Below are 26,718 nucleotides of genomic sequence, written 5' to 3'. Positions count from 1 at the left end.
TCCCTGGCTGATTAGCCCGGCTCGGCTTCCCTTTCATCGGCTGCTGGTGCTGGGTCCGCAAGCCAGAGGACCAGCAGCGCACCTGCCGGCATCAGGCTGCCCAGCAGCGAGGCAGCCAGCCAGCCGCCGCTGACATAGGCCCAGGTGCCAAGCGCCGAACCTAACGCACCGCCGACAAAAAAGGTTGCCATGTAGATGGCGTTCAGGCGGCTGCGCTCAGCTTCTCCCAGGGCATAGATCATGCGTTGCCCGAGGACGACGTTGCCGGACACGCCCAGGTCCAGTAGCACCGCCGCTACCACCAGCAGCGCCAGCGAGAGGTGCGACCCCGGCGCGCTGACGTGGGTAATGGCAAAGGCGATGATCACCGACAGCATGGCGCCGATAGTCGCGGGGCGCGTGAGCCCCCGATCGGCCAGTTGACCGGCAACCGGCGCGGCGATGGCACCGGCGACCCCTGCCAGCGCGAAGAGCGCGATGCCTGACTGTGACAGCAGATAGTCGGGGCCGGCAAGCAACAGAGGGGTGGTTGTCCAGAACAGGCTGAACGCACCAAACATCATGGCTTGATAGAAAGCCCTGCGTTGCAGTACCGGCGTTTCCACAGCCAATCTGCCCATTGAGCGAAGGAGTGCGAAGTAGCCCATGCTGGCTGACGGTGTGCGGCGTGGCAGAACCCGCTGAATCACCAGCACCAGCAACACCATCAGCGCTGCGGAGAACACGAATACCCAGCGCCATGAGCCCAGCAGGTCGGTAACCATGCTGGAAACCGGACGGGCCAGCATGATGCCGAACATCAGTCCGCCCATGACATTACCGACCACCCTGCCCCGGTACGCCGGACTTGTCAGGTGAGCCGATAATGGGACGATGATCTGCACCGCTACCGCGCCAATGCCGATGATCAGCGAGCACAGCAGGAAGGTCTGCGCCGAGTTCGAAAGCGCCGTGCCCAATGACGCTACCGCCAGCAGCAACACCATCGCACTGATCAGTGTGCGGTTCTCCAGACGGTCGGCCAGCGGGACGACCAGCACCAGCCCGATGACGTAGCCAATCTGGGTCAGGGTGACAATCAGGCCGCTGGCCTGCGGATCCAGCCCCAGGGATGCACTGACGGGCCCTACCAACGGCTGGGCGTAGTAGAGATTGGCCACGATCACGCCGCAGCACGCGGCAAGAAAGAACATCAACCCGGTGGTAATGCCGCGGTGCTCGGCTGCAGGCATGGGGCCTCCTGTTGGAAAGGAGGCCATGTTACGCATGTTTGTTCGAGTTATCTCGAACGTTATTGGCGGGCTATCTCAAAACACTGTTGCGTAAATCGTACCTAGGCGTTCATCAATTGCAGCACGTTGGTGCGCTGTTCATCACTCAGGTTCTGCTGCTTCATTGCCTTCGCCAGGGCACTGTAGGCGCTGGTAAGCGCGCTGGACAGGCTGGTCAGCTCAGTGCGCAAACCGTCCAGGCGGGTCGCGCGCTCCTCGTCGGTCAACCCCTGCTGACGAGCCAGCTCGGCCATCTGCTGCTGCAGCTCGGCGATTTGCTGTTTCAGCTCGCGAATCTGCTTGAGCAGACGCTTGATCAACTGCGGCAGGTCGCTGTCATCGATGTCCTCGGTGCTGCGGCTTTGCTGGGTACGCTCAGCGCGCTCGGACAGGGACACCTTGACGCTCTCGGCTATATCGCGGTTGCTCTTCAGTGGCGCAGTGCCTTCCGTGGTCGGCGTCGCGCTTGCTTCAGCCGAAGGCGGCGTCGGGTTACTCCAGGTCAAGTCGCCGATGCGCATGGGAGTGTCCTGTAAAAAGAGGTGGATATCTGTCTATATCGGTCGGTGATGAAGGGACTTTAGCGGTTATCGGCTTTGACCCCGATCACGCTGTTCCCTATATTGGGCCCCGCCGCGTCCAGCGTGATGCGGCATCGTTCTCGGGGCGGGGTGCAACTCCCCACCGGCGGTGATGGAGTCTGCAGGCCATGCTCGCGCTCCCAGCCCGCGAGCGCTCTGCAGTAGCAGAGGTCAGCAGATCCGGTGTCATTCCGGAGCCGACGGTAATAGTCCGGATAAGAGAGAGCGTGTCAGATACTGCGTGGCCTTTGGGCCCGCGCAGCCCTGCCCGTTCGCCCTGATTCAACAGCAAACCGACGTACTTATGAATCAGAGCAAGACGATGACCCAATTTGATCCTGCGCAACAGCGCATTGCCTTTATCCACGCTTCCTGGCACGCCGATATCGTGTTGCGCTGCCTGGATGGCTTCCGTGAAGAAATCAGCCAGCGCGGTTACGCGGCCGACAAGGTCGACGTGATTGCTGTGCCTGGCGCCTACGAAATACCGCTACAGGCCAAGTTGCTGGCCAAGAGCGGCCGCTATTCGGCGATTGCCTGTGCCGGTCTGGTGGTTGACGGCGGCATCTACCGCCACGATTTTGTAGCCAACGCGGTAATCAGTGGCTTGATGCAAGTGCAGCTGGAGACCGAGATTCCGGTGCTGACGGCGGTGCTCACACCGCACCATTTCCATGAACATGCTGAGCACCAGACTTACTACCGCACGCACTTTGTTACCAAGGGCCGAGAGCTGGCCAGCGCCGCCGCAGCAGCTATGCAGCTGCACTGGCAGGCGCTGCAGGGCTGATTGCAGCTGGCGCCGATTGCCTCCGCCAGGCGTGCAGAGGCAATCAGTGCTCCGGCTGGGCTTTCAACTGCCGGCGATGCGAAAGCCGATTTGCAGCACTACCTGAAAATGCGCGACTTTGTCGTCGATTATGTGACCGCGTGTTTCCTTGACTTCGAACCACTCCATATAGCGGATGGTCTTGCCGCACTCGGCAATCGCCACCCGAATCGCGTCATCAGTGCTCTCAGTGGATGAGCCGACAACCTCGACCTTCTTGTAGACGTGATGATTGGACATCGCAGGCCTCCTCAACATTCGGATAATGAGTCCTGAGTATGGCAAAGACCCCGATTGCTGCCTGATCGCCGCATTGCAATATATGAGCAGGAGCATATAATCTCGAATGCTAATCACTATCATTGATTAATCCTTTAATGCCAACAGGGAGTTTTATATGGCTGCGCGTTTTCCTTTGCAGGCGCTTGCGCTAGCAATTTCCACCTCTTTTCTGCTGACTGCCTGCTCTGAGGGCGATGAGCCTAAAGCTCCTGAAGCAGCAGCGCCGGCTGCCGAGAGTGCACCGGCTGAAGCCCCTGCTGCACCGGCCGCCGACGCCAGCGCCGTCGCCCCGGAAGCGGTGGTGGCGCATTACGCTGACATGGCGCTGGCTGTCTATGAAGACGCCCTGACCAGCGCCGAGAAGCTGAATGAAGCGACTGATGCGCTGATCGCCAACCCCACCGAGGAAACGCTTGCTGCGGCGAAGGAAGCCTGGCTGCAGGCGCGGGTGCCCTACCAGCAATCTGAGGTTTTCCGCTTTGGCAACTCGGTTGTTGACGACTGGGAAGGTCAGCTCAATGCCTGGCCGTTGGATGAAGGCCTGATCGACTACGTCAAAAGCGACGACTACCAGCATGCGCTGGGTAATGATGGCGCCAATGCCAACATCATCGCCAACACCGAGCTGAATGTCGGCGGCGAGACTATGGATCTCACCACCTTGACCCCCGAGTTGCTGGCTAGCCTGAACGAAGTAGGTGGCTCGGAAGCCAACGTTGCGACCGGTTATCACGCTATCGAGTTTCTGCTCTGGGGGCAGGACCTGAACGGGTTTGAAGCTGGCGCTGGCGACCGCAAGGCCACTGACTACGCGTCTGGTGATGCCTGCACCAACGGCAACTGCGAACGTCGTGGCGCCTATCTGGATGCGGTCAGCGATCTGCTGGTCAGTGACCTGCAGTGGATGGTCGATCAGTGGAAACCCGGTGTGGAAGGTAACTACCGCGCCGAGCTGACGGGCATGGCACCCTCGGCCGTGTACCAGAAAATGCTGTTCGGCATGGGCTCGCTGTCGCTCGGCGAGCTGGCGGGTGAGCGCATGAAGGTCGCACTGGAAGCCAACTCCTACGAGGACGAGCACGACTGCTTCAGCGACAACACCCATAACTCGCACTACTACAACGCGCTGGGTATCCAGAATGTCTATACCGGTACCTACAAGCGTATTGACGGTACCGAGCTGAGCGGTGCATCACTGTCCGATCTGGTCGTAGCAGACAAGCCTGAGCTGAATGAGGCGTTGACCGCGCAGCTGGACGCCAGCGTTGCGGCATTGGGTCACATGAAGCAGACCGCCGAGCAGGCAGAAAACCCGGTCACCTTTGATATGATGATCGCCCCCGACAACGCCGAGGGAGCCAAGATCATCAATGATGCGATCGCGGCTCTGGTCGAGCAAACTGGTTCTATCGAGCAAGTTGCTGCTGTGGTGGGTGTCGACTCCCTTGAACCGGACGATGCTGGTCATCAGTTCTGAATCAGAGGCTTGAAGCAAAGCGGCGGGCAGGGTTGAGAGCCCTGTCCGCCGCTTTCGTTGAGCAAGATTGATCTTCGCTGGTACCAGTACCGCGCACAGTGATACAGGCTTTATGTTCTACAATAAATTCAGTATGCCGGTCGCCTCCGTCGCGGCTTTGTTTGTTTCCGCGATCTGCCAAGCCGCAGAGACTTCCTATCCCTTGCAGGACACTCCCCTGAGCGGCGGTGCAGGCAGTGTTGAGCAGCACGATCACAATGCCTACTCTCTGCCCCAGGGCAACCTGCCGATGACCCGCCGGCTGGACTTCAGCGTCGGCAACAGCTTTTTTCGCAATCCCTGGGTTGTCGCGCCTTCCAGCACTGACGCCCGCGATGGCCTGGGCCCCCTGTTCAATACCAATTCCTGCCAGGGCTGTCACCTGAAGGACGGCCGTGGCCACGCACCGGCCTCCGTTGATGCGCCCTCGGTGTCGCTGTTCCTGCGGCTATCGATCCCGGCTGATCCGGAGCGTGATGCCGACTTTCTGCGTGAGCACGGTCTGGTGCCCGCTCCGGTCTATGGTGGCCAGCTGCAAACCTCCGCCATTCCCGGCATGAAGCCCGAGGCGGACATGATCGTTGAGTGGGAGGCGATTACCCAGACCCTCGGCGATGGTACTGAAGTCGTCATGCGCAAACCTGTCTACCGTATTGAAAACCCCAACTACGGTCCGCTGCCGGACAATCTGCTGACCTCCCCTCGCGTGGCCCCGCCGATGATAGGTCTGGGCTTGCTTGAAGCCATCCCGGAGCAAGTGCTGCTTGCGGCTGCCGATCCGGACGATGAAAACGGCGACGGCATTTCTGGGCGTGCCAACCAAGTCTGGGACCGGGTTGCGGAAAAGACCGTGCTGGGTCGCTTCGGCTGGAAGGCCGGGCAACCGAACGTGCTGCAACAAAGCATGGATGCCTTTGCGGGTGATATGGGTCTGACCTCGAACGTTACGCTTTCAACCGACTGTACGCCGCAGCAGCAGTGTGAGCGTTTCCCTAATGGTGGCGTGCCGGAAGTCAGCGACAAGGTTGCCGGTTTTATCGAGTTTTATGCCACCAGTCTGGCGGTCCCCACTCGCCGCGATATGGATAATCCTGACGTGCAGCGAGGTGCCGAGCTGTTCAACCAGATTGGTTGTGCTGCCTGTCATACGCCCACTTACACGACGGGTCAGCACGAGCGTGCAGACCTGAACGAACAGGTAATCTGGCCTTACACGGATCTGTTGCTGCACGACATGGGACCTGGCCTGGCGGATGGGCGTGATGAGTTTCTGGCCGATGGTACCGAATGGCGCACACCGCCGCTCTGGGGGCTGGGGCTGACCAAGACGGTAAATCCGCTGGCTGGTTTTCTTCACGACGGCCGGGCTGAAACCGTAGAGCACGCGATTCTCTGGCACGACGGCGAAGCCCGTGCAGCTGCCGATGAATACCGCCTGCTGCCCGCCAACGAGCGTGAGGCATTGCTGCGCTTCCTTAACTCTCTCTAATCGGGATAACCGTTTTATGAAGGCGACAACCACTCTGCTCCGCCTGCCGCTGGTTGCGGCTATGACGCTGGGTCTTAGCGCTCAGGCCATGGCGGAAACGCCGCGCGCTGCCTGGCATGCCCAGATTGGCCACGGCTACGAACAATTGGCCAGCAGCACCAACACCTTTGCTCAACTGACCAGCGAGTACTGCGCTGAGCCGACGGATGCCGGGCTGCAGGCGGTCAGGGAACAGTGGCTGTCCGCCTTCAACAGCTGGCAGGCGGTGCGCTTTGTCGACTTTGGGCCGATTGAGCAGAACACGCGGGCCTGGAAGTTTCAGTTCTGGCCTGACCCCAAAAATCTGACTGCGAGCAAGGCTCGCTACTGGCTGGGCAATGATAAGCCGATTGATGTTGACGCTCTGTCTCGCGACAGTGTCGCCATCCAGGGCTTTCCGGCGGCTGAATATCTGCTGTACGACCCGCAGATCACCGACGGGGAGCGTGCGTTGCCCGCCGAGCGAAGCTGTGCCCTGCTGAGGGCTATCAGCGGCAACCTGAAGCAGAACGCCGAAGGGCTGTCTGCCGACTGGGGGCAGCTGCAGTCTCGTTATCTCGAAGTAAACGATTACAATAACGGCACCCTCACCTCTGCCATGCATGCCCTCGAAATCATGGCAGACTGGCGGTTGGCTGCGCCGCTGGGTGTGCGTGGAACCGGTCGGCCCAACCCGTATCTGGCTGATGCCTGGCGCAGCGAGCAGTCACTGGTGACCTTACGGGCGTCCCTGCAAGGGATGGCCGACTACTTTGTGCCGGGCCTTAATCTGTTGATGGCCGAGAACAACGCGGCTGATCTGGCCGAACAGTTCAGCACCCAACTGAATAAGACGCTGGCGCATTTTGATGGATTGCCGGCAGATATCACCCCTCTGCTGGAGACCGAAGAGGGCGTAGCGAGCCTGACGGCGCTGCTCGAGGACGTTCGCGCCACCGGTGCGATCCTGACTGGTCCGGTCGCGAGCAAGCTGGGCATCGTTCGCGGCTTCAACTCGAGCGACGGGGACTGAGTCATGCTCACTCGTCGAGGCTTTCTCAAGGCGTCTCTTGCGGGCGCCTCGGTGACCGCGGCCAGTGCCTGCAGCACCGGTGCTCTCCTGGGTCGGCCAGCGCCGCCGTTGGAACTGGTCAGCGCCGTTAACGACGCGGAGGGACGGCACTATATCAGCGGGGTGGATAGCCGCGGCCAGCAGCGCTTTCAGATCCCGGTCGCCGAGCGTTGCCATGGTGGCTGCCCGCAGCCCCACGGCGACCATGTCGTGGTGTTTGCCCGTCGCCCCGGCCGTGAGATGCATGTGATCAACACGCGCAACGGTCAGTTGGAGCGCAGCGTGCACGCCGGCGATGGTTATCACTATTACGGCCACGGTGTGTACAGCCCGGACGCACGCCTGCTGTACGTCACCATGAATAACTATCACACCTCTGCTGGTCTGGTGCGGGTATACGACGCTTTTGATGGCTATCGTCAGGTTGCCGACTTCGATCTGCAGGGCATCGGGCCGCACGAGCTGCGCCTGCATCCGGATGGCGATACCCTGATCGTAGCGCTGGGCGGCATCGAGACCCATCCGGACTATGATCGCATCAAGCTGAATCTGGATCGCATGGAGCCAGCCCTGCTGCTGCTGGACCGGCACTCTGGTGTCGTCACTGCGCGCTACACGCCCTCGCACCATCAATTGAGTTGTCGTCACCTGGATGTCAGTCCGGACGGCGTCGTGATCGCCGGGTACCAGTACGAAGGCCCCGAGTGGGAAACGCCGCCGCTGCTGGCCAGGCTGGATACGGCGACGGGGGTGTTTTCCGAACCTGAGTTGCCGCAGGAAGAGCTGGCTGGTTTGCGTAACTACACGGCCAGTATTGCCATCAGCCGTCATGCGCCGCTGGCCGTTGTCACTGCTCCGTTGGGCAATCGTGCCATCATCATCAATTATCGCACCGGCGAGCTGCTGCAACGGGTTGCCGTGCAAGATGTTGCCGGCGCCCTGCCCTTTGGCGAGCAAGGTTTTGTAGTGACGTCAGGATTAGGTGGAGTGTATCTGCTGTCGGCTGACAATGATCAGGCAGTGCCACACGGTAGCTTTCCGGTCCGCTGGGACAACCACCTGACACCGGGTCAGTTCATCGGCGCCTGAGTGTTGCCAGTCTTCAGTTACCGCCTGGTCGCCGGCATCAGACGCTGGCGACCATTCTTTCGATGCACAGGCGCGAGGCCTCGGGCAGGTTGGTGAAGTGCATGCCGGTCCAGTACTGCTTGCCGTTGATGCTTTCGCGGTTCCAGAGGCTTTCGGCATCCAGGAGAAACTCACGAACTCCGTTCAGGGTCATCGGCAGGTTGACCTGCAGGGCGAAGGATCGGAACAGATCGACCGGTCGATCACTCAGCAGCATAAGACCCTCTACATGCAGGTCTACAACGCGTCCAAGATGGTCCCCGGTATCGAGGTCAAACACTTCCAGGCTGCTACTCACTTGGTGTCGCTCCAATCGTCTGCGTTCTGTCATGGCGTGCTCATTCTTCCGGTAGGCGGCCCGAGGCTGTCACATCACCTGCCCTCAGTGTGCGACAAATGAATAATGGCGAAAAGCTATGTTCTGCACAATTTATATAACTACCGCACATTTTGCAGACGCTGTAATCGTCCGACTGTGAACTGCTTCATCTGGCAGCCGGATCCGGGTATGGTGAGCCCACAACACGCGTACAACGAGGATGCCTGTCCATGCGTTTCAACAAGCTATCGCTGTTACTGATCGGGTGCGCAATGGCGCAACTGGTGCAAGCCCATGAGTTTGATGCCGGCCAATTACATATTGATCATCCCTGGTCTCGCGCCTTGCCTCCGGTAGCTCCGGCCGGCGCGGCCTATCTGAGCATAAGCAACCACGGTGATAGCGCTGACACCCTGCTCGGTGCGCAAACCGAGGTGGCAGGCAAGGTGGAGATCCATGAGCATGTGCATGCCGATGGCATGATGAAAATGCAACGCGTCGAATCCCTGGTCATTGAACCGGGCGCCACCGTGACCTTCGCGCCCGGCGGCTATCACCTGATGCTGTTCAACCTGGCTCGCCCGCTCGCGGCTGGCGATAGCTACCCGCTGACGCTGCAGTTCGCCAATACCGGAGAGGTTGAGGTCCAGGTAAATGTGCAAGCCGACGATGAGCCGTCATCGGCGCAGGAAGAGCACCACCATCAGCATCACTGAGCCCTGTCGTTGCGGTCCAGCAGGTGAAAGCGTGGCAGCGCCAGATGCCAGCGAATGGCGGCCAGGCGGATCGCCAGCACAATGGTGATGCACAGTCCGGCGGCGATATCTTCGCGCAGGGTGAGCTGGCTCAGGGCGATGTACGCCAGCGAGCCGACAATGCAGGCTGTTGCGTAGATTTCCTTATGGAATATCAGCGGAATCTCGTTGCAGATGATGTCGCGCATCACCCCGCCGGCGACCCCTGTCATCACACCCATGATGACGGCCGCACTGACCGGCACCTCATGGCTGAGTGCTACTTGAGTGCCGATGACGGTGAATACCGCCAGGCCAAAGGCATCGGCGACCAGCAGACCTGTTTCGTTGATTGGCCGGGTCAGTCGCACCCAGAGCACGGTCCCTATGGCGGCCAGTGTGGCGACCAGGATGTACACGTCGTTGCGAATCCAGCTCACCGGATGGTGGCCGAGAATCACATCACGTAGCGTACCTCCTCCCAAGGCGGTGATGATCGCGATGACCAGCACGCCAAACAGGTCCATGGATTTGCGACCGGCCATCAGGGCGCCGGTGATCGCGAAAACCGCCACGCCGAACAGGTCGAAAGCGTAGAACCAGGTCATGTGAGGGACGCTCCAGACAGGCGCCGCGATCAGTCCTCGCGGCTTGGCGTGCGCATGGTAACAAACTCCTCGGCAGCCGTGGGATGGATCCCGAGGGTGGCGTCAAAGACCGCCTTGGTTGCCCCAGCCTTGACGGCCACGGCCAGCCCCTGGACGATCTCGCCGGCTTCCGGCCCCACCATATGGACACCCAGTACCTTGTCGCTCTGCTGGTCAACAATGAGCTTCATGAAGCTCTGCTCCGCGCGGCCGGCGAGAGTGTTGCGCATGGCGCGGAAGCGGCTTTCGTAGATTTTCAGCTTGTGTCCCTTCGCGCGCGCAGCCTCCTCACTGAGCCCGAGCGTGGCGATGTTGGGAATGCAGAATACCGCGGTAGGAATATCGTCGTAGTCGACTGCACGGTATTCGTCAGGTTTGTATAACCAGCGCGCTAGTGCCATGCCTTCGGCCAGCGCCACCGGTGTCAGCTCGACCGTGTCGGTGACGTCGCCGATGGCAAAGATGGACGGGTCGGTAGTCTGGTAGTGGGCGTTGACCTGGATATTGCCCTTGGCATCCAGCTCGACATCGGTGTTTTCCAGTCCAAGGCCATCCACATGCGGGCGTCGGCCAGTGGCGTACAACACCAGGTCGGTCTGCAGATATTCGCCGTTGTCGAGCTGCACCTCCAGGCTCCCGTCACTGTTGCGCTCAATGCGTGCTACATCGCTGTTGAAGCGCAGGTCCAGGCCCTTTTCCTTGAGCACGTGCGTCATGTGTTCGCGCACGCCTTGATCAAACCCGCGCAAGAACAGCTCGCCCCGGTAGAGCTGGGTTGTGTCGCAGCCCAGGCCGTGGAAGATGCCGGCAAACTCGATGGCGATGTACCCGCCCCCGACGACCAGCACACGCTTGGGCAGTTGCTCCAGGAAGAAGACTTCATTGGAACTGATGACATGCTCGCGACCGGGAAAATCAGGGATGAAGGGCCAGCCGCCGGTGGCGATCAGGATACGTTCGGCACTGTAGCGCTGGCCGTTGACCTCAACGTGGTGCGAATCCAGCAGGCGCGCCCGCCCTTCCAGCAACTGCACGCCGGCGGAGGTCAGCAAATTGCGGTAGATGCCATTCAGTCGGATGATCTCGGCGTTTTTGTTGGCCACCAGACGCGGCCAGTCAAAGCTGTCCGCTGTCAGATTCCAGCCATAGCCCGCAGCGTCCTCCAGGTCCTCCGCGAAGTGGGCCGCATAGGCGAACAGCTTTTTGGGTACGCAGCCCACGTTGACGCAGGTGCCACCCAGGTAGCGGTCTTCTGCGACGGCGACACGGGCACCAAAGCCGGCCGCCATGCGGCTGGCTCGCACACCACCAGAGCCTGCGCCGATGACAAAGAGGTCGAAATCATACTGGGACATGGGCTTGCTTCCTGCCTACGCTGAATGAAAGGGCCCCAGCATACCGCAAAGCGGTTGGTATCAGACCACCTCGCGCAACACCGGTGACGCCGGTGGCGCAACCTGACGACCCACCCCAACGTGGCGCAGCCCCAGGTCGGCCATGGCTTGCGGGTCATACTGGTTGCGGCCGTCGATCAGCAGCGGGGTTCGCAGGCGCTGGGCAACGAGGTGAAAGTCAGGCTGTCGAAATTGCTTCCATTCGGTCAGCAGAACCAGTGCATCGGCATTGTTCAGCACGGCATAAGGGTCCTGGAATAGCTGGAGTTGGCCTTTCTTCACCGCCTCCGGATACCGCTGTGCGATGTTGTCGCTAGCAGCCGGATCGAAGGCCCGCACTTGGGCGCCGCCAGCTAGCAAGGCGTCCAGCAGGACCAGGCTTGGTGCGTCACGGATATCGTCTGTACCCGGCTTGAACGCGAGTCCCCAAATCGCCAGTGTGCGACCGTAAAGGCTGCCTAGCTCCCGCTGCAGCATGCGTAGCGGCCAGGTTTTCTGCAGCTGATTGCGCTGCTCAACCGCTTCGAGAATCGGCAGTTGCATGCCCTGCTCGTCAGCCATGTGCAGCAGCGCGCGAATGTCCTTGGGGAAGCATGAGCCGCCATAGCCGCATCCGGCATAGATGAAGTGGTGGCCGATGCGCTGATCTGAACCGATCCCCTTACGCACCTGCTCGACATCCACGCCGAGCTGTTCGCACAGGCTGGCGATTTCGTTGATATAGGAAATGCGGGCGGCAAGAAAGGTGTTGGCCGCATACTTGGTCATTTCCGCCGCACGGCGTGACATGCTCAGTATGCGGTCATGGTTGCGCACGAACGGCTCGTAGAGCGACCGCATCACGGCCTCGGCGTGCGGGTCTTCGCAGCCCAGCACGATGCGGTCGGGCCGCATGAAATCGTCGATTGCGGCGCCTTCCTTAAGAAATTCCGGGTTGCTCACCACCGTATGGCGCCAGCTGAGGCCGCGGCGCTGGCAGTGCTGGTCCAGAATGCTCTGCACCCGGCAGGCGGTGCCCACCGGAGAGGTTGACTTGCAGACCACGACAGTCGGTTGCTCCAGGCAGGCAGCCAACCGGGCGGCGACGGCCAGCACCTGAGAGATGTCGGCGGCGCCGTCGGCAGCAGGCGGCGTGCCTACCGCTATAAAGATGACTTCTGAGCGGGCGCAGGCAGTGTCCAGCTCGGTGCTGAAGGTCAGGCGCCCTGCCCGCTGGTTGGTCTGGATCATCGGCTCGATGCCAGGCTCGAAGATCGGTGCCACTCCATGTTGCAGCGCATCAACGCGCTTGGCGTTGCTGTCGACACAGCACACTCGGTTCCCCATCTCGGCAAAACAGGTTGCCGTTACCAGTCCTACGTAGCCACAGCCGATGACCGTCATCTGCATGATTGTGCTCCTGCGTTGCGCTGTAACGATTGCGCCACGGCACCGTGACAGGGACGTTAATTGCACGTGAAGCCTTGATGACGGCTGAGAGCGATTTTGCCGATGCGCGGATGTCGTGGACGTCAGCTACACCCAGCAGGACGTGGAGATCACCCGCGACAGCAGCGATCTGTGGCGCAGAGGGTTCAGAGCCCTCTATGCGGGTCTACCGTTGCTCGCTACAATCGGCTGCAGGTCATTTCACTGCAGCCGATCATGACAGGCACGACGCCGGAAAACTCGCACTGGATTGTGCAGCTCAACCACAAGAACCGCACCGGCTCCTTCGCCCTGCTGTTCTCGGCCATTGCTGTTCACCTGAGCGCTACCCAGCCGGGCTGGCTGCTCTGGTCCTTGCTGACTCTGCAGTTTCTGCTGTATCCCCATCTGATCTACTGGCGCGCCAGGCGCGCACCCAGCCCTCTGCGTACCGAATTGAACAGCCTACTGCTTGATGCCCTGCTCTTTGGCGTCTGGATTAGCCTGCTGGGCTTTCCGCTGTGGATCAGCTACACCATGGTGATTGGCATCACTATCAACCTGATGGTGTTTCGCGGCCCGCTCGGCATGGTTCAGGCCGCAACGGCGCTGATGCTGGGCATCGCCCTCGCCTGGCTGGTCCAGCCTCCCTACCTGACGACGCTGAACCATTGGCTCGCCAACCTGCTGTGCATCGTCGGCCTGACGCTGTATCTCATGATGGTGGGTAACGTAGCCTTCTCGCGCAACAACCGCATTCGCGAGGCGCGCGAACAGCTGCGCGCCAGTGAGGCGGCCTTGCAGGAGGCCAATCACGCGTTGCACCAGCAACTGGCCGAAATCAATCTGTTGCAACAACAGCTGCGCGCGCAGGCTGATCGCGACCCGCTGACCGGCGCGTACAACCGCCGCTATTTCGATGTCAGTATTGAGCGCGAGCTGGTGCAGTGCTCTCGCCACCAGCAGGCACTGGCGCTGATTCTGATCGACATTGATCACTTCAAGACGGTCAACGACGAGTACGGTCATCAGGCGGGTGACCTGGTATTGACGGCGCTGGCGGACGTGCTCTCATTGCATTCACGCGCCAGCGATATCGTCTGTCGTTATGGCGGAGAGGAGTTTCTGGTCGCGTTGCCCAACACTGATGCCGATACCGCGAAACGGCGAGCGGAGCACTACCGCGCGGTGTTTGCCAATCTCCGTCTCGATTGGCACGGCGCCGAGCTGACTGCGACTATTTCACTGGGGGTTGCGAGCTTCCCGCGTCACGGCAGTGATATCGATGCCCTGCTACGCAGTGCTGACCTGGCGCTCTACCGCGCTAAGCATCTGGGGCGCAACCGAGTGGAGCTGCATGCTTTGCCGGAGCCGCCGTGACGGCTACTCGATTGCCACGCCTAGCCAGATGTGCACAAAAATCAGACCCAGCATGATGAGAGCCCCCAACCAGATAAGTGCCACTCCAACCCGCCCTTCTACCTTGCCCCAGCCAATGCAGATCAACAGCAGGCTGACGGTAAAGAAGCCAATGGTTATCCAGAAAACCTCACCTTGCATGCAGCACCCCCGCTCGTCTTGTTGTGTCTAGAATAGGCGATTTGGGCGACCAATGTGCTGATTTGAATCACCAACAGCGTTGGCGCATGGCGAGCGAAGGGTACGACAACGGATCGTGGTTCTGGCGTGGTGGTACAGCTGTGAGGCTGCATGGGCGACAAGCCAGGAATGGCGGGCCGGTATTGATTCGCGGACCAAGGGTATTTGCTGCTGGATGGCTGCGAGACGCGTGGTAGATGGTGCCCGGAGCCGGGGTCGAACCGGCACGATGTTGCCATCGAGGGATTTTAAGTCCCTTGCGTCTACCAATTTCGCCATCCGGGCGAAAGTAAAGATGGAGGCCGAGGTCGGAATCGAACCGGCGTACACGGATTTGCAATCCGCTGCATGACCACTCTGCCACCCGGCCTCTAAAGGGGGACTACTCTGTTGTGGATGACGTCAACAGAATATAAAACTGGAGCGGGAAACGAGACTCGAACTCGCGACCCCGACCTTGGCAAGGTCGTGCTCTACCAACTGAGCTATTCCCGCGTAAAACTAGTATTACCTGACCCTAAGGTCGAGCTCTACTTAATAGAGCTTTTCTTGCTTGAGCCGAGCGACACTTGAATGCGCCGTATTGAGCGGTCATCGCATCGGACGGCGCTCATTCTATCCTTCTGCGCCGACCTGTCAAGTCATTGATTCAAAAAAACTTATTTGGCGGAATTTTGATCACTGTCGGGACGCAGGTGCGGCCAGGCGGCAATCAGGTAGACCACCATGGACCAGAGCGTCAGCACGGCAGACAAGGCCAACAGTACATAGCCCAGCATCACCCACAACGTGAACTCAGGCGGGTTGGCGAGCAGGACCACCAGTGCCACCATCTGCAGCGCGGTTTTGTATTTGCCGAGCTGCGATACGGCGACCTGGGCTCGTGCGCCCATCTCGGCCATCCACTCGCGCAGTGCGGAGATGACGATTTCGCGACCGATGATGATGGCGGCTGGCGCGGTGATCCAGAAGTTGGCGTGATGCTGTACCAGCAGCACCAGCGCAATCACCACCATCAGCTTGTCGGCTACCGGGTCGAGAAAGGCGCCAAAAGGTGTGCTCTGCTGCAGCTTGCGGGCCAGGTACCCGTCGAGCCAGTCGGTCACGCTTGCCAGCGTGAACACCACCGCAGCCGCCATGTAGCTCCAGTGGAACGGCATGTAGAACAGCAGGATGAAAATCGGAATCAGGGCAACCCGGATGAGGGTCAGGATATTTGGGATGTTCATGGTCTCGGCCATTGTTAGCAACAGAGCATTCTAATCGCTATGCAGGGCGGCATAAATCTGTTCTGCAAGTTTTTTACTGATACCCGGTGCTTTGGCGATTTCTGCGGCGCTGGCCCGCTTCAGCTCCTGCAGGCCACCAAAATGGCGCAGCAGTTCACGGCGGCGCTTGGGTCCAACACCGGCAATGCCCTCGAGGCTGGAACTGGTGCGTGCCTTGCCGCGCCGTTGGCGATGTCCGGTGATGGCAAAGCGGTGCGCTTCATCACGTATATGCTGGATCAAATGCAAGGCAGGCGAATGGCCGGGCAGCACCAGCTCATTGTGCGGGTCGTTGAGGTACAGGGTTTCCATGCCAGCCTTGCGGGTGACGCCCTTGGCTACGCCTAGCAGCGTCAGGTCATGAATGGCCAGCTCCTGCAGAACCTCGATCGCCATGTTCATCTGGCCTTTGCCGCCGTCAACCAAGAGTACATCGGGCATCTTGCCCTCCCCCTCCTTCAGACGGCTGAAGCGGCGGTGCAGTGCCTGACGCATGGCGGCGTAATCGTCGCCGGCCGTAACGCCCTCGATGTTGAAGCGGCGATAGTCGCTTTTCAGCGGCCCTTCCGGCCCAAACACCACGCAGGAGGCGACGGTCGCTTCACCACTGGAGTGACTGATGTCGTAGCACTCCAGGCGAGTGGGCAGCTCGTCCAGCTGCAATGCCTGCTGCAACGCCTCGAAGCGCTGATGGACATGTTGACGATTGCTCAACAGGCTGGTCAGAGACTGCTCGGCGTTACCCGCAGCCAGGTCAAGCCAGCGTTTGCGGTTGCCGCGCACTCGGCTGGTAATGCTGAGGTTGTACCCGCGCGCTTGAGCAAGGGCTTCGGCGATGACGGCGAAATCGGGGTGCTCGGCATTGACGATCAGCTCGGGGGGCAGCTCGCGTTCGGCGGTACCCAGATAGTATTGCGGCAGGAAGGCTGCCAGCACCTCGCCGGGCTGTTGCTCAATGGGCACTCGGGGAAAGTGGTTTTTGCTGCCTAGCACCCTGCCATTGCGGACCATGACGACATGCACACAGGCGCCGCCGGGCGCCACCGCCGCGGCGATGATATCCACGTTGCCCTGCTCGGTGTCCATGCTTTGCTGGTCCTGCACCCGCCGCAGCAGGGCAATCTGGTCGCGTAACTCGGCGGCCCGTTCAAAGTCCAGGTTCATGGACGCCTGTTCCATGGCGCTGGTCAGCTCCGTGTTCAGGGCGTTGCTGCGCCCTTCCAGAAACATGACTGAATGGCGCACGTCTTCCGCATACTCGTCGGCGTCTACCAGGCCGACACAGGGAGCCTTGCAGCGCTTGATCTGGTACTGCAGGCAAGGCCGGGTGCGGTTACGGTAATAGCTGTCTTCACACTGGCGCACCAGAAAGGTCTTTTGCAGCAGGCTGAGGCTTTCGCGAATCGCGCCAGCACTTGGATAGGGGCCGAAGTAGCGCCCCTTGGCGCGCTTGGTTCCGCGGTGTAAACCCAGGCGCGGAAAGTCGTCATTACTGGACAGAAAAACGTAGGGGTACGATTTGTCGTCGCGCAGCAGGATGTTATACGGCGGCCGGTTGGCCTTGATCAGACTTTGTTCCAGCAGCAGCGCCTCGGTCTCGTTGGCGGTGATGGTGGTGTCAATCTGCTGGATGCGGCTGACCAGCGCCTCGGTCTTGGGGCTCAGGCCGGTTTTGCGGAAGTAGCTGGACAGGCGCTTTTTAAGGTTGCTTGCCTTGCCGACGTACAGCAGGGCACCGTCGGCATCGAACATGCGATAGACCCCGGGCTTGCTGCTGGCCGAGGCGAGAAAGGCTTTGCTGTCCAGGGGCGTTGACTGACTCACTGCTGGCTGGCGTCGACCATGCCGTGCCGTACCGCCAGCAAGGTCAGCTCGACATCACTGGTGATGCCCAGTTTCTCGAAAATGCGGTAGCGATAGGTGTTGACGGTTTTCGGGCTGAGACACAACTTGTCGGAGATGCTCTGCACTTTTTCGCAACCGACGATCATCAAAGCGATCTGGATTTCGCGCTCGGAAAGGCAGTCGAACGGCGAGTCACCGCCTGGGTTGAAGCGTTTCAGTGCCAGCTGTTGGGCGACGTTGGGGCTGATGTAGCGTTGTCCGGCGTGAACCTGGCGAATGGCCGACACCATTTCATCAAGAGCCGCGCCCTTGGTGACGTAACCCGCAGCGCCGGCTTGCATCAGGCGGGTGGGGAACGGCTCTTCATCACAGACCGTGACGGCGATGACCTTGAGGTTGCGATCATGCTGGACCAGTTTGCGGGTGGCCTCCAGACCGCCAATGCCGGGCATGCGCACGTCCATCAGGACGACGTCAGGCTTGAGCTCGCGCGCCCGGGTCACGGCGTTTTCACCGCAATCGGCCTCGCCCACCACGGACAGGCCAGGGACATCGCCCAGCATACGACTGATGCCCATGCGAACCAGGTCATGGTCATCAACCACCAGCACTTTGATCAAGCACTACCCCTTGAACACACCGAACATTGTTATTCCTCCCCAACGGGAGGCGGCATCCCAGCACGCTGCCTTTCTTCTATACTCAAATCGGCCCGGTCAATTGCCCAACGTGCCGTTTGCGTCACAATACCAAAACGGCCTGCCAGATGAAATGACTTGTCTGTGCCTGACGCGCCAACTCGTTGGCCGACCGGGGGCGACATAGGTCGAATAGTGGGTTATGTGGTTGCGGCAGACAATCCCCGGAAAACAACAGCTGTAGCGCCATGAACAAAGACGACAAATTCGCCGAGGCGGGCAAAACCGCCGTGATGCAGAACGTTCAGGGGCTGATCGGCTTCCTGCAGAGCTACCCGCCTTTCAACCTGATGGAACCCGCGCACCTCGCCTGGCTGGTTGAGCAGGCTCAGCTGCGCTTCTTTGCCGCGGGCGAGCCCATCCTGCAGCCGCAGGATGGCCCGGTTCAGCGCTTTTTTATCGTCAAGCAAGGGCTGATTCGCGGCGAGCGGGTGGTCGCCGATGCCGACCGGCCGGATACCACGTTCGAGATTGGTACCGGAGAGTGCTTTCCGCTAGCTGCCCTGCTGGGCGAGCGTGCTACCCGCACCCTGCATCGTGCAGCGCAGGACAGCTTCTGCCTGACCATTGAGCGCGACGCCTTTGTCACCCTGTTCAGCCGGTCCCTGCCGTTTCGTGATTTTGCCTTGCGCGGGGTCAGCAGCCTGCTGGACCAGGTCAATCAGCAGGCGCAAAAGCAGGCCAGCGAGACCCTCGGTGCGCATTACTCGCTGGATGCCAGGCTCGACGAGCTGGTTGGCCACTCGCCCGTGCACTGCCTTCCGGACACCCCGATACGCAGCGCCGTGCGGCAGATGCATGAGGCCAGTGTCGGCAGTATTGTGATCACCGATGAGGCCCTGGCGCCGCTGGGTATCTTTACCCTGCGTGACCTGCGGGCGTTGATTGCCAGCGACGAGGTTGATCTGACCCGTCCGCTCAGCAGCGTGATGACGCCGGACCCCGCCGCCCTGCCCTCCAGCGCCAGCGCCTTTGATGCGGCCATCGCCATGACGCGGCGCCACATCGCCCATATTTGTCTGGTCGATGATGGTCGCCTGACGGGCGTGGTGTCGGAGCGAGATCTGTTTTCCCTGCAGCGGGTAAACCTGGTGCACCTGGCACGCACCCTGCGGCAGGCCGAGAGCGTGGAGCGCCTGGCTGCGCTGCGCAGCCACATTCATCAACTGGTCGACAGCATGCTGGCCCACGGTGCATCGTCCGGGCAGATCACTCGTATCATTACCCTGTTCAATGATCATACGGTGTGCCGCGTGATCGAGTTATCTATTGCCGAGCACGGTGATCCGGGCGTGCCCTTCAGTTGGCTGTGTTTTGGTAGCGAAGGGCGCCAGGAGCAGACGCTGCACACGGACCAGGACAACGGCATGATGTTCTCTGCCGCCTCCCCCGAGCAGGCCGAGGAGCGACGCACCCTGCTGCTGCCGCTGGCCGACAAGATCAACCAGGCTTTGGCGCAATGTGGCTTTACCCTGTGCAAGGGCAATATCATGGCCAGCAACCCGGAGCTGTGCCTGTCGGCAAGAGAATGGCAGGCGCGCTTTGATCGCATCATTGCCAGCACGACGCCCGCTAACCTGCTCAAGTCGGCGATCTACTTTGATTTTCGGGTGGTCTGGGGCGACCGGCGGGCAGCCGACCAGGTGTTCTCGGGCGTGCTGCGCAAGATCGGCAGCAATACGCTGTTTCAGCAGCAGATGGCGCAGAATGCGCTGCAGCATCGCCCGCCGATTGGCCGGCTGCGAGATTTTGTGGTTGCGCGCAGTGGCGCCGAGAAGGACACGCTGGATATCAAGGTACAAGGTCTGGGACCCTTCGTTGATGGTGCGCGACTGCTCGCCTTGGCCAATGGCATCGCCGTGAGCAATACGCTGGAGCGCTTGCAGCAGTTGCGTCAACGCGGTGTGCTTGATCCGTTGGATGCCGACGCTTATATCGAGGGCTATCAGTTCATCCAGTTGGTACGCATGCAGCAGCATCAGCAGCAGGAGCGTGAGCAGCGGCCCTTCAGCAATCGACTGGACCCGGATAGCCTGAACCAGCTGGATCGGCGCATCCTGCGCGAGTCCTTCCGCCAGGCCAAGCGTCTGCAGGGTAGTCTGGCACTGAGGTACAACCTGTGAACCCGTTGAGCTGGCTGGGCACCCGGCGTCAGGCGCTGGACAGCGAGCAGCAGGCTCGCCTGGCGCGCTTACCGACGCCTCAGGCGCTGGATGACACCTTGCTGGAGCGCTGTCGTCTCGTCGTGGTGGACCTGGAAACCAGCGGCCTCAACGTCAATCGCGACCGGATCCTGTCCGTGGGTGCGGTGGTGGTTGAGAACGGCAGCATTGATCTGGGCAGCCAGTATGAGTGCACGTTGTTCCAGGAAAATCACCGAGTGACCGAGTCGGTGCTGATCCACGGTATCGCGCCCAGTGAGGTTGCCCGCGGCGTAGCACCGGCTGATGCGCTACTGGACTTCATGGCCTTTGCCGACAATGGCGTGTTTGTTGCCTTCCATGCGGCCTTTGATCAGCGCATGTTGCAGCGCGGGCTGCGGCAGACGCTGAACACCCGTTTACGGCATGTCTTCCTTGACGTGGCGGAGTTGGCTCCGATGCTGTACCCGGAGGTAACTGGCAGGAAAACGCTGGATGACTGGCAAGATTATTTTCAGCTGCGCAACAGCCAACGCCATCACGCAGCCGCCGATGCCTTGGCGACGGCGGAGATCCTGCTGATTCTGCTCAGCCGGGCTCGCGCCCAGGGCATCGCGACCTTGGCGGAGCTGAACAGCCGTCTGCGGCATTGGCGACGTCTGCGCCAGGCGAGGATCGGCAGTCTGTAGTTGAGCTCAAAATCGCCGGAGATTAGAGCTTTTGCTCTATTTTTGTTGGTTTATTTCCCCAAACTGTACTGGATGATCGGCGTAGATGCTGTTAGCTTGCGCTCTCGTTTCATCATGGTCGAGTCATTGCCTCTTTTTGTATCAAACTGCGGCGCTGATCAAGTCCGACCTCCCTGACAGCTTCAGTGCAACCTATTCCATGAAGCGACTGTCGACTGCATGAGACGTTTTCCCAAGACAGACACTCCGGAGCATTCCATGAACAGACACGCCTGGCTGAAGTCATCCGTTGCCTTGGCCGTCACCCTCGCCGCTTCTGGCGTCAACGCCAACGGCCTAAGCATCAACGAGCAAAGCGCTAGCGGCATGGGGACTGGATTTGCAGGACGCTCATCCTCCGCTGAGGACGCCAGCACCTTGTTTGGCAACCCCGCCGGTATGTCCAGGCTGGACAGAACTGAAATTAGCGGTGGTTTTGCCACCATCTTCGCCAAGACCGACATCGATAACGCGCAAGGCGTTGCCCCTGGCAGCAATGACGGTGACATGGTGCCCAACGCGGTGGTGCCGTTCGGCTATCTGGTCACCCCGCTCAACGACCGCTGGCACGCTGGTATCGGCATCTATGCGCCCTTCGGCGTCATCAGCGATTATGAAGACGCGTTTCAGGGTCGTGCGCATGGCCTGTACAGCAAGGTACAGGTTGTTACGCTGCAGCCTACCCTGAGCTACCAGATCAACGACCGCGTGTCGGTTGGTTTCGGCCCCACCATCAACCGCATCAGCGGCAAGCTGACCAGCCAGCCTTTGGCGCCGCTGGGAAGCAACGCTGAGGTCAATATCAAGGGTGATGATACTGGCTATGGCTTCAATGCCGGTGTGCTGGTGCAGGTCACTGACCAGGTGCGCTGGGGCCTGACCTATCATTCGGCGATCGACTTCGGCCTTGAGGGCCGCACCCGCTTCAGTGGTTTCGGTACCTTCCCGGGGCTGGACGGCAGCTACGATGCTGCGCTGGACATCACCATGCCCGAATCCGTCGATACCTCGGTGACCTGGGAAATGGATGACCGCTGGACGCTGTATGCCGGTGGCACCTGGACGCGCTGGAGCCGTCTGGATGGTATCGAGGTAGAGAACAGCGGCCTGTTGGCGCCCTATCAGCCGAGCTTTGGCACGGTTGAGGAGGACATGCAGTGGGATGACGTGATCTCCTGGGCGGTTGGTGCGGCCTATCGGCTGAACCCGCAATGGGTGCTGCGTGCAGGCTTTACCGTTGACCCGTCGCCGACCAATGACACCCACCGTACCGTGCGTATCCCGGTATCGGACCGCAAGGTGTTCTCTCTGGGCGCAGGCTGGGATGTTACGCCGGATCTGACACTGGACGTTGCCTACTCTTACCTGCGCGAATCCGAAGGGGAGGTCGGTTATGCCGACTACTCGGCTGACTTCCGCAATTCAGCCCACGGTCTGGCTACCCAGGCAACCTGGCGCTTCTGATCTGGTGCTGCAATAAAAAACGCCCCGCATATGCGGGGCGTTTTTATTTGCGCAGGTGCTTAGTGATCTACTGCTGCACCGGCGCCACGCGGGATACGAATATCCTCGATCAGGTGCTGGATCTTCTCCGGCGGCGCTTTGGTAACGGAAGCTACCAGAATCGCGGCGATGAAGTTGAAGATCATACCCAGGGTGCCAATACCTTCCGGCGAGATACCGAACCACCAGTCATCAGCCGTTGCTGCCGGGTTGATGAACTTGTAGTAGACGATGTAACCGAAGGTGAAGGTCAGGCCAACGACCATCCCGGCGATCGCCCCTTCCTTGTTCATCTTCTTGGAGAAGATCCCCATGACGATGACCGGGAAGAACGAGGCCGCCGCCAAGCCAAAGGCAAAGGCGACCACCTGTGCCACGAAGGCGGGTGGGTAAATCCCGAACAAACCGGCAATGGCAATGGCGACACCCGCAGCCACCCGCGCCGCCAGCAGCTCCTGTTTCTCGGTGATATTCGGTGCCATGTTGCTCTTCAGCAGGTCATGGGAGACCGATGTCGAGATAACCAGTAGCAAGCCAGCTGCGGTCGACAAGGCGGCAGCCAGACCACCGGCGGCGATCAAGGCGACTACCCAGCCCGGCAGTTGGGCAATTTCCGGGTTTGCCAGAACCATGATGTCGCGGTCAACGTACAGCTCGGTGGCGGCTGCGGTCGGCTCATTGCTCAGCAGACGCTCGCCATTGGCACCACGCTCATCAGTGAACTTGGGCGCACCGACAAAGGGAGTACCAGGGCCGTACTGGATGACGCCGTCATTGTTCTTGTCCTGCCAAGCGATCAGGCCCGCGTTTTCCCAGGTGGTCAGCCAGGCAGGTACTTCCTGATAGGCGGTGTTGGGCACCGAGGTCAGCAGGTTGGTGCGTGCAAAGGCGGCTACCGCCGGCGCAGTGGTGTACAGAATCGCAATGAACAGCAGCGCATAACCTGCTGATTTACGTGCATCTCGTACAGTAGGCGTGGTGAAGAAGCGAACAATAACGTGCGGCAGACCGGCGGTGCCGACCATCAGGGCCATGGTGATGAAGAACACGTCGATGGTGGACTTGGACCCGTCGGTATAGGCGCCAAAGCCCAGTTCCGCCCCCAACCCGTTCAGTCGTTCAAGCACGGACTGGCCTGTGCCTATCACCTCGCTACCAAAGCCCAGTTGCGGAATCGGGTTGCCGGTAATCAGGATGGAGATGTAGATGGCCGGAACCATGTAGGCGAAGATCATCACGCAGTACTGCGCCACCTGGGTGTAGGTGATGCCCTTCATGCCGCCGAGTACGGCGTAGAAGAACACGATGGCCATGCCGATGACGACGCCGGTGTTGATGTCCACTTCCAGGTAACGTGAGAACACGATGCCGACACCGCGCATCTGGCCCGCTACGTAGGTAAAGGAAATGAAGATCACGCAGATCACCGCCACCACCCGGGCAGTCTGTGAGTAGTAACGCTCACCGACAAACTCCGGCACAGTGAACTTGCCGAATTTGCGCAGGTACGGAGCCAGGCACATTGCCAGCAGCACGTAGCCGCCGGTCCAGCCCATCAGATAGACAGAGCCATCATAGCCGGTGAAGGAGATGATACCGGCCATGGAGATGAAGGATGCGGCAGACATCCAGTCAGCACCAGTGGCCATGCCGTTGGCGATCGGGTGAACGCCTTTGCTGGCCACGTAATACTCGCTGGTGCTACCAGCTCGTGACCAGATGGCGATACCGATGTACAGGGCAAACGTCGCCCCGACGAACAGATAGATCAGAGTTTGGGTATCCATCGCTGGACTCCTGTTCTTATTCTTCGTGGAAGTCGTATTTGCGATCGAGCTGGTTCATCTTCCAGACGTACACGAAGATGAGCACCACGAAGGCATAGATGGAGCCCTGCTGGGCGAACCAGAACCCCAACGGGAATCCGAAGAAGGTGATGGCATTGAGTTGGTCGACAAACAGCACACCGGCACCGAATGAGACCACAAACCAGACGACCAGCAGCATCATCATGAGTTTGAGGTTTTCACGCCAGTAGCCGCGCGCCGCCTCTTCTTTTGACATGGACATTAGCGTCTCCATTGTTGTTGTTATTACGCTGGTAACGGTAGCACCGCGAATGGGGGCTGAAGAGTAAGACTTTGGTAGAACGCGGCGCTTGTACTGCCGTTCAATGCCTTTAAATAACATCAATAAAGAAAAGTAAGATTTTGTTTTTTATGCTTTTTTATCGCGAGGGCAGGCTTGCTCTGGCGGCTCATTAGACTAAGGACGTACACCGCTTTGCAGCAGGCCATAGCGGCGTGAAGAAAACGCCAGGGCCATGGTTTAGCCAGCAGGTGTACACCGCAACGGCATAGTCACAAGCAACGCTACCTTGACGTTGACTCCCTCCCCCCTTGAATGAACTGCGGGAGCCGCAGTTGTGCGCAGCATTTTGCTGATACCTTGCTATTTGCACAATGGATTGGGGGCTGCCGGCAAACCGAGCCAGGTAGCTTGCAGGCCACGCGGTGCCGCTGCTGCGCTGTAATGTTACAGAAGCTGGTCGTTTGGCAGGCCGAACAAGGCTCAACAATTGGGGCGACACCCTGTTCAAGATGTCGATATGCTGACGGGGATAGTGGGCGAACCATAGCCAAGCCTCACTACAGCCCGCATCGACTTATAACAATGTACTCAGCACGGGGGATGTTCATGAAAGCCAGCATTGGCGCAGCAAGCGGAGTCCAGGGCCACTTGGCCGGCTACGGCTCCAAGGCCTACCGCAATTATGTACTTTTGGCGTTAACCCTCATCTACATCCTGAATTTCGTCGACCGCGCGCTGCTCGCGGTGGTCGGCCCCGATCTGGTGCCGGATCTCGGCATTACCGACACACAGTTTGGGCTGCTGACCGGTTTTGGCTTCGCCCTGCTCTACACGGCCGTGGGTATTCCGCTAGCTCGTTTTGCTGATGTCGGCCATCGTGTCTGGATTATGACCGTCTGTGTGGCGCTGTGGTCGCTGATGACCGCTGCCTGCGGCCTGGCGACGGAAGTGACCATTGGTTCGCTAACCATAGGCGCGTTCTGGATTCTGCTGATATGCCGGGTCGGTGTCGGTATTGGCGAGGCGGGCTGTACGCCGCCGGCCAACTCGCTGATCGCGGACTACTTCATTCCGCGGGAACGCTCCCAGGCACTGGGCTTCTACGCCATGGGCGTGACACTCGGCACCATGGTCGCCAACCTGGTTGGCGGCTGGGTAACCGACATGTTCGACTGGCGCACCGCGTTTTTCGTCGTCGGTTTGCCGGGCTTGCTGGTTGCCCTTGTCTTCAAATTGACGGTCAAGGAGCCGCCGCGCGGCTACACCGATCCGCCGGAAACCGAGAAAAAGGAACGAGCCAATCTGAGTGAGGCTATCCAGGAGCTGATGGGCAAGCCTGCGTTCTGGCTGATGACAGCGGGTGCCACCATTGCCGCATTTTGTGGCTACGGTATCTCCTCGTTCCAGTCGCTGTTTCTGGTCCGCACCTATGAAATTACTGCCGGTCAGGCGGCTATCTGGATCAACACGCCGGTGGCGCTGTCTGCGGCCATTGGTACCTTCGCTACCGGTTGGCTGGCGACCCGCATTTACCAGAAGCATCCGGGCGCGATCGCCTGGGTACCGGCGGCAGGCCTGGCCTTGTCGGTGCCGTTCTACATCTTCGCGTTCACCACTAACAACTTGCTTTACGCCGCCATCGGCCTGGTTATCGGCGGCTTTGTAAAGTACGGCTATCTGGCAGCGCAATACACCATTGGCCAGGGTGTGGTCAGCATGCGGGTGCGCGCCATGGCCACGGCCGTGATGCTGCTGCTGGTCAACCTGCTTGGCTACGGCTTCGGCCCGCTGTTTATTGGCGCCGTCTCCGACATTTTCTTCAAGTCGGGCATTGCCGAGCTTGGGGTCGCGGCGGGCGAACTGACGCGCAACCAATGTCATCCTGCGGTGGTCGGTCAGTTGAGTGAGAACCTGCAGGAGGTGTGTGGGCAAGTCTATGCGCAAAGCCTGCAGACCTCCATGGTGATCATGGCCTGCCTGTACCTCGCCAGCGCGCTGTGCTTCCTGTTGACCTGGCGCCGCCTCGGCAACGACATGGTGGACAGGCAGGGGAATAAGCCGGTTACGGCTTAAGTGGGGAGAAGTCGACGTCAGATCAGACGGGTCGTCTGATCTGACGCCACACCCTCACTGTGATTCTGCTCGGCTGCCTTGCCCT

The 26,718-nt window shown here is 60.1% G+C and carries 24 protein-coding genes, 3 tRNA genes and 1 riboswitch; of the genes, 11 read left to right on the top strand and 16 right to left on the bottom strand.

Annotated features, from left to right (window positions below):
* Nucleotides 1-11 precede the first annotated feature (11 nt).
* Together ASB58_RS07715 and ASB58_RS07710 are read right to left on the bottom strand one after the other, a co-directional pair.
* Nucleotides 12-1,232, bottom strand: coding sequence for an MFS transporter (locus ASB58_RS07715; RefSeq protein WP_118129899.1), 1,221 nt, complete (start codon nt 1,230-1,232; stop codon nt 12-14).
* A 101-nt stretch (nt 1,233-1,333) separates the two neighbouring features.
* Nucleotides 1,334-1,792 carry a hypothetical protein gene (locus ASB58_RS07710; RefSeq protein ID WP_235827243.1) on the bottom strand — a complete coding sequence of 153 codons (459 nt, stop codon included), beginning with the start codon at nt 1,790-1,792 and terminating at the stop codon, nt 1,334-1,336.
* Nucleotides 1,793-1,924: 132 nt separating this feature from the next.
* A riboswitch (FMN riboswitch) is annotated at nt 1,925-2,083 on the top strand.
* A gap of 91 nt (nt 2,084-2,174) precedes the next feature.
* Between ASB58_RS07710 and ASB58_RS07705 the strand changes: the two genes are divergently transcribed.
* Nucleotides 2,175-2,642, top strand: coding sequence for a 6,7-dimethyl-8-ribityllumazine synthase (locus ASB58_RS07705; RefSeq protein WP_235827242.1), 468 nt, complete (start codon nt 2,175-2,177; stop codon nt 2,640-2,642).
* A 63-nt stretch (nt 2,643-2,705) separates the two neighbouring features.
* Here ASB58_RS07705 and ASB58_RS07700 read toward each other — a convergent pair whose 3' ends face one another.
* On the bottom strand, nt 2,706-2,921 hold the full coding sequence (locus tag ASB58_RS07700; protein WP_096005978.1) for a dodecin: 216 nt from the start codon (nt 2,919-2,921) through the stop codon (nt 2,706-2,708).
* Between the two features lie 157 nt (nt 2,922-3,078).
* Between ASB58_RS07700 and ASB58_RS07695 the strand changes: the two genes are divergently transcribed.
* The 4 genes from ASB58_RS07695 to ASB58_RS07680 all read left to right on the top strand — a co-directional run bounded on the left by ASB58_RS07695 (nt 3,079) and on the right by ASB58_RS07680 (nt 8,147).
* On the top strand, nt 3,079-4,440 hold the full coding sequence (locus tag ASB58_RS07695) for an imelysin family protein (RefSeq protein WP_118129898.1): 1,362 nt from the start codon (nt 3,079-3,081) through the stop codon (nt 4,438-4,440).
* Nucleotides 4,441-4,573: 133 nt separating this feature from the next.
* On the top strand, nt 4,574-5,968 hold the full coding sequence (locus ASB58_RS07690) for a di-heme oxidoreductase family protein (protein WP_235827262.1): 1,395 nt from the start codon (nt 4,574-4,576) through the stop codon (nt 5,966-5,968).
* A gap of 16 nt (nt 5,969-5,984) precedes the next feature.
* Complete coding sequence (locus ASB58_RS07685) at nt 5,985-7,019, top strand: imelysin family protein (RefSeq protein WP_181977884.1); 1,035 nt, start codon at nt 5,985-5,987, stop codon at nt 7,017-7,019.
* Nucleotides 7,020-7,022: 3 nt separating this feature from the next.
* Nucleotides 7,023-8,147 (top strand): DUF1513 domain-containing protein, encoded by a 1,125-nt coding sequence (locus ASB58_RS07680; RefSeq protein WP_118129896.1) that lies wholly within the window; start codon nt 7,023-7,025, stop codon nt 8,145-8,147.
* 37 nt (nt 8,148-8,184) lie between these two features.
* Here the strand turns inward: ASB58_RS07680 and ASB58_RS07675 are convergent, their stop codons facing one another.
* On the bottom strand, nt 8,185-8,517 hold the full coding sequence (locus ASB58_RS07675; protein ID WP_118129895.1) for a PilZ domain-containing protein: 333 nt from the start codon (nt 8,515-8,517) through the stop codon (nt 8,185-8,187).
* A gap of 218 nt (nt 8,518-8,735) precedes the next feature.
* Between ASB58_RS07675 and ASB58_RS07670 the strand changes: the two genes are divergently transcribed.
* Complete coding sequence (locus ASB58_RS07670) at nt 8,736-9,221, top strand: copper chaperone PCu(A)C (protein WP_096005972.1); 486 nt, start codon at nt 8,736-8,738, stop codon at nt 9,219-9,221.
* On the opposite strand, the gene ASB58_RS07665 is transcribed toward ASB58_RS07670, so the two are convergent.
* From ASB58_RS07665 to ASB58_RS07655, 3 genes are read right to left on the bottom strand one after another with little or no spacing between them, the layout of a single operon-like run.
* Entirely contained in the window at nt 9,215-9,847 is a 633-nt protein-coding gene (locus ASB58_RS07665; RefSeq protein ID WP_096005971.1) for a trimeric intracellular cation channel family protein, read from the bottom strand. The genes ASB58_RS07670 and ASB58_RS07665 overlap by 7 nt on opposite strands.
* 29 nt (nt 9,848-9,876) lie before the next feature.
* Nucleotides 9,877-11,241 carry a glutathione-disulfide reductase gene (gorA, locus tag ASB58_RS07660; RefSeq protein WP_118129894.1) on the bottom strand — a complete coding sequence of 455 codons (1,365 nt, stop codon included), beginning with the start codon at nt 11,239-11,241 and terminating at the stop codon, nt 9,877-9,879.
* A 60-nt stretch (nt 11,242-11,301) separates the two neighbouring features.
* Nucleotides 11,302-12,669 (bottom strand): UDP-glucose dehydrogenase family protein, encoded by a 1,368-nt coding sequence (locus ASB58_RS07655; RefSeq protein WP_118129893.1) that lies wholly within the window; start codon nt 12,667-12,669, stop codon nt 11,302-11,304.
* A gap of 255 nt (nt 12,670-12,924) precedes the next feature.
* On the opposite strand from ASB58_RS07655, the gene ASB58_RS07650 reads away from it, so the two are divergent.
* Nucleotides 12,925-14,067 (top strand): sensor domain-containing diguanylate cyclase, encoded by a 1,143-nt coding sequence (locus tag ASB58_RS07650; protein ID WP_181977882.1) that lies wholly within the window; start codon nt 12,925-12,927, stop codon nt 14,065-14,067.
* A gap of 3 nt (nt 14,068-14,070) precedes the next feature.
* Here ASB58_RS07650 and ASB58_RS20025 read toward each other — a convergent pair whose 3' ends face one another.
* The 7 genes from ASB58_RS20025 to gacA form a co-directional block, all read right to left on the bottom strand.
* The gene (locus ASB58_RS20025; protein WP_165771315.1) at nt 14,071-14,247 is read right to left on the bottom strand and encodes a hypothetical protein; all 177 of its coding nucleotides are present in this window, start codon (nt 14,245-14,247) and stop codon (nt 14,071-14,073) included.
* A 237-nt stretch (nt 14,248-14,484) separates the two neighbouring features.
* A tRNA-Leu gene (locus ASB58_RS07645) sits at nt 14,485-14,571 on the bottom strand.
* Nucleotides 14,572-14,582: 11 nt separating this feature from the next.
* Nucleotides 14,583-14,656, bottom strand: a tRNA-Cys gene (locus ASB58_RS07640).
* Nucleotides 14,657-14,705: 49 nt separating this feature from the next.
* Nucleotides 14,706-14,781, bottom strand: a tRNA-Gly gene (locus ASB58_RS07635).
* Between the two features lie 164 nt (nt 14,782-14,945).
* Nucleotides 14,946-15,515: a CDP-diacylglycerol--glycerol-3-phosphate 3-phosphatidyltransferase gene (gene pgsA / locus ASB58_RS07630; RefSeq protein WP_096005723.1), complete on the bottom strand. Its 570-nt coding sequence runs from the start codon at nt 15,513-15,515 to the stop codon at nt 14,946-14,948.
* A gap of 30 nt (nt 15,516-15,545) precedes the next feature.
* Entirely contained in the window at nt 15,546-17,360 is a 1,815-nt protein-coding gene (gene uvrC / locus ASB58_RS07625) for an excinuclease ABC subunit UvrC (RefSeq protein ID WP_174704266.1), read from the bottom strand.
* Nucleotides 17,361-17,374: 14 nt separating this feature from the next.
* The gene (gene gacA, locus ASB58_RS07620) at nt 17,375-18,019 is read right to left on the bottom strand and encodes a response regulator transcription factor GacA (RefSeq protein WP_065335747.1); all 645 of its coding nucleotides are present in this window, start codon (nt 18,017-18,019) and stop codon (nt 17,375-17,377) included.
* A gap of 266 nt (nt 18,020-18,285) precedes the next feature.
* Between gacA and ASB58_RS07615 the strand changes: the two genes are divergently transcribed.
* The 3 genes from ASB58_RS07615 to ASB58_RS07605 all read left to right on the top strand — a co-directional run bounded on the left by ASB58_RS07615 (nt 18,286) and on the right by ASB58_RS07605 (nt 22,430).
* The gene (locus ASB58_RS07615; protein ID WP_118129891.1) at nt 18,286-20,220 is read left to right on the top strand and encodes a putative nucleotidyltransferase substrate binding domain-containing protein; all 1,935 of its coding nucleotides are present in this window, start codon (nt 18,286-18,288) and stop codon (nt 20,218-20,220) included.
* A complete protein-coding gene (locus ASB58_RS07610) occupies nt 20,217-20,927 on the top strand; it encodes a 3'-5' exonuclease (protein WP_118129890.1) in 711 nt (236 codons plus the stop codon). Before ASB58_RS07615 ends, ASB58_RS07610 begins: the two co-directional genes overlap by 4 nt.
* 258 nt (nt 20,928-21,185) lie before the next feature.
* Nucleotides 21,186-22,430, top strand: coding sequence for an OmpP1/FadL family transporter (locus ASB58_RS07605; protein WP_118129889.1), 1,245 nt, complete (start codon nt 21,186-21,188; stop codon nt 22,428-22,430).
* A 59-nt stretch (nt 22,431-22,489) separates the two neighbouring features.
* Here the strand turns inward: ASB58_RS07605 and ASB58_RS07600 are convergent, their stop codons facing one another.
* Nucleotides 22,490-24,256 (bottom strand): sodium:solute symporter family protein, encoded by a 1,767-nt coding sequence (locus ASB58_RS07600; RefSeq protein WP_096005637.1) that lies wholly within the window; start codon nt 24,254-24,256, stop codon nt 22,490-22,492.
* 16 nt (nt 24,257-24,272) lie between these two features.
* Entirely contained in the window at nt 24,273-24,539 is a 267-nt protein-coding gene (locus ASB58_RS07595; RefSeq protein WP_083727833.1) for a DUF4212 domain-containing protein, read from the bottom strand.
* Nucleotides 24,540-25,166: 627 nt separating this feature from the next.
* Here ASB58_RS07595 and ASB58_RS07590 point away from each other — a divergent pair.
* Nucleotides 25,167-26,633, top strand: coding sequence for a spinster family MFS transporter (locus ASB58_RS07590; protein WP_118130032.1), 1,467 nt, complete (start codon nt 25,167-25,169; stop codon nt 26,631-26,633).
* Nucleotides 26,634-26,718: the final 85 nt, after the last annotated feature.

This window comes from Pseudomonas abyssi, assembly GCF_003444685.1.
Taxonomy (GTDB): Bacteria; Pseudomonadota; Gammaproteobacteria; order Pseudomonadales; family Pseudomonadaceae; genus Halopseudomonas; species Halopseudomonas abyssi.
The sequence above is the reverse complement of the archived record's forward strand: the minus strand, read 5'-3'. Positions and strand labels throughout refer to the sequence as shown.

Coding starts and splice junctions, on each gene's coding strand:
- ASB58_RS07715 (WP_118129899.1), bottom strand. CDS start 1,232: ATGCCTGCAGCCGAGCACCGCGGCATTACCACCGGGTTGATGTTCTTT.
- ASB58_RS07710 (WP_235827243.1), bottom strand. CDS start 1,792: ATGCGCATCGGCGACTTGACCTGGAGTAACCCGACGCCGCCTTCGGCT.
- ASB58_RS07705 (WP_235827242.1), top strand. CDS start 2,175: ATGACCCAATTTGATCCTGCGCAACAGCGCATTGCCTTTATCCACGCT.
- ASB58_RS07700 (WP_096005978.1), bottom strand. CDS start 2,921: ATGTCCAATCATCACGTCTACAAGAAGGTCGAGGTTGTCGGCTCATCC.
- ASB58_RS07695 (WP_118129898.1), top strand. CDS start 3,079: ATGGCTGCGCGTTTTCCTTTGCAGGCGCTTGCGCTAGCAATTTCCACC.
- ASB58_RS07690 (WP_235827262.1), top strand. CDS start 4,574: ATGCCGGTCGCCTCCGTCGCGGCTTTGTTTGTTTCCGCGATCTGCCAA.
- ASB58_RS07685 (WP_181977884.1), top strand. CDS start 5,985: ATGAAGGCGACAACCACTCTGCTCCGCCTGCCGCTGGTTGCGGCTATG.
- ASB58_RS07680 (WP_118129896.1), top strand. CDS start 7,023: ATGCTCACTCGTCGAGGCTTTCTCAAGGCGTCTCTTGCGGGCGCCTCG.
- ASB58_RS07675 (WP_118129895.1), bottom strand. CDS start 8,517: ATGACAGAACGCAGACGATTGGAGCGACACCAAGTGAGTAGCAGCCTG.
- ASB58_RS07670 (WP_096005972.1), top strand. CDS start 8,736: ATGCGTTTCAACAAGCTATCGCTGTTACTGATCGGGTGCGCAATGGCG.
- ASB58_RS07665 (WP_096005971.1), bottom strand. CDS start 9,847: ATGACCTGGTTCTACGCTTTCGACCTGTTCGGCGTGGCGGTTTTCGCG.
- gorA (WP_118129894.1), bottom strand. CDS start 11,241: ATGTCCCAGTATGATTTCGACCTCTTTGTCATCGGCGCAGGCTCTGGT.
- ASB58_RS07655 (WP_118129893.1), bottom strand. CDS start 12,669: ATGCAGATGACGGTCATCGGCTGTGGCTACGTAGGACTGGTAACGGCA.
- ASB58_RS07650 (WP_181977882.1), top strand. CDS start 12,925: ATGACAGGCACGACGCCGGAAAACTCGCACTGGATTGTGCAGCTCAAC.
- ASB58_RS20025 (WP_165771315.1), bottom strand. CDS start 14,247: ATGCAAGGTGAGGTTTTCTGGATAACCATTGGCTTCTTTACCGTCAGC.
- pgsA (WP_096005723.1), bottom strand. CDS start 15,515: ATGAACATCCCAAATATCCTGACCCTCATCCGGGTTGCCCTGATTCCG.
- ASB58_RS07615 (WP_118129891.1), top strand. CDS start 18,286: ATGAACAAAGACGACAAATTCGCCGAGGCGGGCAAAACCGCCGTGATG.
- ASB58_RS07605 (WP_118129889.1), top strand. CDS start 21,186: ATGAACAGACACGCCTGGCTGAAGTCATCCGTTGCCTTGGCCGTCACC.
- ASB58_RS07600 (WP_096005637.1), bottom strand. CDS start 24,256: ATGGATACCCAAACTCTGATCTATCTGTTCGTCGGGGCGACGTTTGCC.
- ASB58_RS07595 (WP_083727833.1), bottom strand. CDS start 24,539: ATGTCCATGTCAAAAGAAGAGGCGGCGCGCGGCTACTGGCGTGAAAAC.
- ASB58_RS07590 (WP_118130032.1), top strand. CDS start 25,167: ATGAAAGCCAGCATTGGCGCAGCAAGCGGAGTCCAGGGCCACTTGGCC.